Here is a 3,174-nt window from a genome sequence, read left to right as displayed (position 1 = left end):
TCGCTCGCGCTGCCAGCTCCATTATTTGATGCTTACTTCTGAGACACCACACTAGGAGTTTGCGCTGCCGCCGTCCATTGGTTAGGCCCGCACCATGCGGATGGCATCGAACGGGCAGCGCACCGCGCACAATGCGCACCCCGTGCAGCCACCCGCGTCGTGCAATTGCGACCGCTTGGGCCCCCAGGGGGTGCCATCCTCCGCCAGTACCTGTAGCGACAGCACATGCGGCGGGCACACGGCCACGCACCAGCCGCAGCCCGTGCAGCGGGCCAGATCGATGTCAGGCAGGGCTTTGGGCGGGGCGCTCATGGGGCGGGTTGGCAGGTGGCGCGCCCTCGGGTCAGCGCCGGTGGTGCTGAAGCTCGCGCGCGCCATACGCGCAGAACCCTGGCTTGGGACTTTTCTTCTGCGGGTGCAGTCGACAGGTTTCGGGGCGCTTGTCATACACCGTGCACCGCCGCGTCTGCGGGTCCAAAAAATTGCAGTCCCCGCTCGCTCGCCGCGCCATCGTGAAGATCGCGTTCTTGTGGTTGAAGTGGTCGATCAGCCGCGCTTTTTGTAGCCGCTTGGCGATGTGCCGCAGCTCCTCATGCTCTGCCTCGAACGGGTCCACGAGTTCAAGGCGCACCAGGTCCGAGAGCTGCACCTCCAGCGGCATCGTGCAGCAGTTGGCCGCACAGGTGTCGCACAGGCCCGCGCGGTAGCGGGTCCAGGTGGTGAGGCGGTCAACGTCGACGATGGCGATGGGGGAGCGCATGGGGGTGGGATTGACGCAGTTATCGGCTTGCAATGCGACTAAGAAAAGCTGGCACGATAAGTGACAGGAGCCAGGTCGCAGTGTTGGTCCAGTGCGCCCTTCAAAGAGAACAATTGTGGGGTTTGTCGAAAAGCAAACAGGCGACACAACGTGAAATCAGCACCCGCTTCGCGAGAGAAATGCAATTCGTTCTTGGATATGAAGAACGGTGTTTCCTTGCCAAACGCAGTGGTTTTCACCTCAATGAATCGCTCGCGACCATTCGTGTCAAAAGACAGGATGTCGTAGCCAAGGCCGTCGCCTTTTGTTTGCGAAACATGTTCTATCCGATCAGCAAGATCACTCTTGCCCATGCGAGTCAACTGCCACTGCTCATACCGAAAAACAAACTCTTCACCAGCTTGGCCTAAAGAGATATTGCGGGACTCGATCGCTAAGTAGTCGCGTTTGATGGGGGTACCAGCGTATTGCGGGCTTGCTTCGGAAACACTATGGCGTTGCGTGGGGGCTTCCGTTTCGACTTTCAAGAAATCCACAACTTCTGGAGGTACTGCGGGCTGCTGCGCAGCCGCAAGTGCCAATGAATCCAGTGCTGAGGAGCGGTCAACTTGCTGCTCTACTACTTCATATAGCAGCCGCTGATAGTTGACGCGTGGTTGATAGCCTCGGATGTACGGACAGCCTAGAGCGATCAGTACTGCACTGATATTGCCGTGCTTGAATTCAACGGAACCGGCGGAGCGGCCATTGAGCTTTTCAAGCAAAACGCGGCGATGTGCAGCCTTGCTATAGACCTGACCCGCCAGTTCGAGGCTGAGCATCTTGAGGTAGTCGGCAACCACTGCCTCAACCTCGATCCGGGACCAGTCCATGGCTGGCTCAACCAAGTCAGCTATCTACACGTCAAACGTCAATATTCCCCGCCCGCAGCGCATTCGTCTCAATAAAGTCCCGACGCGGCTCCACCTCATCGCCCATCAACATCGTGAACACACGGTCGGCCTCGATCGCATCGTCGATCTGCACGCGCAGCAAACGGCGCACATTCGGGTCCATCGTCGTTTCCCACAACTGCTCGGGGTTCATTTCGCCCAGGCCCTTGTAGCGCTGGCGGCTGGTGGTGCGTTCGGCTTCGCTGATGAGCCACTTCATGGCCTGGCGGAAGTCGCCGACTTTTTCTTCCTTCTGTTTGTCGCCTTCGCCGCGCAAGGCCTTGGCGCCCTCGCCCAGCAGGCCGCGGAAGGTTTCGGCGGCTTCGGCCAAGGCGGCGTAGTCGGCGCCGTGCACGAAGTCTTGGGTGATGACGCTGCTCTTGATGTTGCCGTGGTGGCGGCGGCTGATGCGCAGGATGGGTTTGTCGGTGCGTGTATCGAATTCGCCCGCTACTTCGGCGGGGGCGCCATTGGTGTTGAGCTCGCGCAGCTTGGCCTGCAGGGCCACGGCGCTGGCTTCGGCTTCGGCCACGGTGTCGAGCTTGAGGCTCACGCCGTCGGCCACGGCACGCAGGGCCTCTCGGTCCATGAAGTTGCTCAAGCGGGTGATCACGCTTTCGGCCACCTGGTGCTTGCGTGCCAGTTCGGCCAGGGTGTCACCGGCCAGCACCTGCGGGCTGGCGCCGCCGGTGCTCACGCTGGCGTGGTTCAACGCGATGCGCAGCAAGAAGCCGTCGAGTGCGGGCGCGTCTTTCAGGTACAGCTCTTCCTTGCCCGCCTTCACCTTGTACAGCGGTGGCTGGGCGATGTAGATGTGGCCGCGTTCGACCAGCTCGGGCATCTGGCGGTAGAAGAAGGTGAGCAGCAGGGTGCGGATGTGGGCGCCGTCCACGTCGGCGTCGGTCATGATGATGATGCGGTGGTAGCGCAGCTTGGCCACGTCGAAGTCATCGCCGCCGGTGGTGCCGCCCGCCTTGCCGATGCCGGTGCCGAGAGCCGTGATCAGCGTCAAAATTTCATTGCTGGTCAGCAGCTTTTCGTAGCGGGCTTTTTCCACGTTCAAGATCTTGCCGCGCAGGGGCAGGATGGCCTGGAATTTGCGATCACGGCCCTGCTTGGCGGAGCCTCCGGCGGAGTCGCCCTCGACGATGTAGATTTCGCACATCGCCGGGTCTTTTTCTTGGCAGTCGGCCAGCTTGCCGGGCAGGCCCATGCCGTCGAGCACGCCTTTGCGGCGGGTCATTTCGCGGGCCTTGCGGGCGGCTTCGCGGGCGCGGGCGGCTTCCACGATCTTGCCGCAGATGATCTTGGCGTCGTTGGGTTTTTCTTGCAGATAGTCGGTGAGCAGCTTGCCCACGATGTCTTCCACGGGCGCGCGCACTTCGCTCGATACGAGCTTGTCCTTGGTCTGGCTGCTGAACTTGGGTTCGGGCACCTTCACGCTGAGCACGCAGCACAGGCCTTCGCGCATGTCGTCGCCGG

Annotated in this window: 4 protein-coding genes; all 4 read right to left on the bottom strand. The window is 61.4% G+C overall.

Annotation, left to right across the window (positions count from 1 at the left end; genetic code table 11):
* Positions 1 to 81: 81 nt before the first annotated feature.
* Positions 82 to 312, bottom strand: coding sequence for a 4Fe-4S binding protein (locus Q0105_RS03560; protein WP_298208832.1), 231 nt, complete (start codon positions 310 to 312; stop codon positions 82 to 84).
* A gap of 31 nt (positions 313 to 343) precedes the next feature.
* Positions 344 to 760, bottom strand: coding sequence for a YkgJ family cysteine cluster protein (locus Q0105_RS03555; RefSeq protein WP_298208830.1), 417 nt, complete (start codon positions 758 to 760; stop codon positions 344 to 346).
* A 38-nt stretch (positions 761 to 798) separates the two neighbouring features.
* Entirely contained in the window at positions 799 to 1,632 is an 834-nt protein-coding gene (locus Q0105_RS03550) for a DUF3883 domain-containing protein (protein ID WP_298208827.1), read from the bottom strand.
* Positions 1,633 to 1,663: 31 nt separating this feature from the next.
* Positions 1,664 to 3,174: toprim domain-containing protein (locus Q0105_RS03545; protein WP_298208824.1), on the bottom strand; the 1,511-nt coding region annotated here is incomplete at its 5' end.

It is taken from the genome of Acidovorax sp. (genome assembly GCF_027492855.1).
Taxonomy (GTDB): domain Bacteria; phylum Pseudomonadota; class Gammaproteobacteria; order Burkholderiales; family Burkholderiaceae_C; genus Acidovorax.
The sequence above is the reverse complement of the archived record's forward strand: the minus strand, read 5'-3'. Positions and strand labels throughout refer to the sequence as shown.

Excerpts from the sequence above, each read along its gene's own strand:
- Q0105_RS03560 (WP_298208832.1), bottom strand. The coding sequence starts at position 312 with ATGAGCGCCCCGCCCAAAGCCCTGCCTGACATCGATCTGGCCCGCTGC.
- Q0105_RS03555 (WP_298208830.1), bottom strand. The coding sequence starts at position 760 with ATGCGCTCCCCCATCGCCATCGTCGACGTTGACCGCCTCACCACCTGG.
- Q0105_RS03550 (WP_298208827.1), bottom strand. The coding sequence starts at position 1,632 with ATGGACTGGTCCCGGATCGAGGTTGAGGCAGTGGTTGCCGACTACCTC.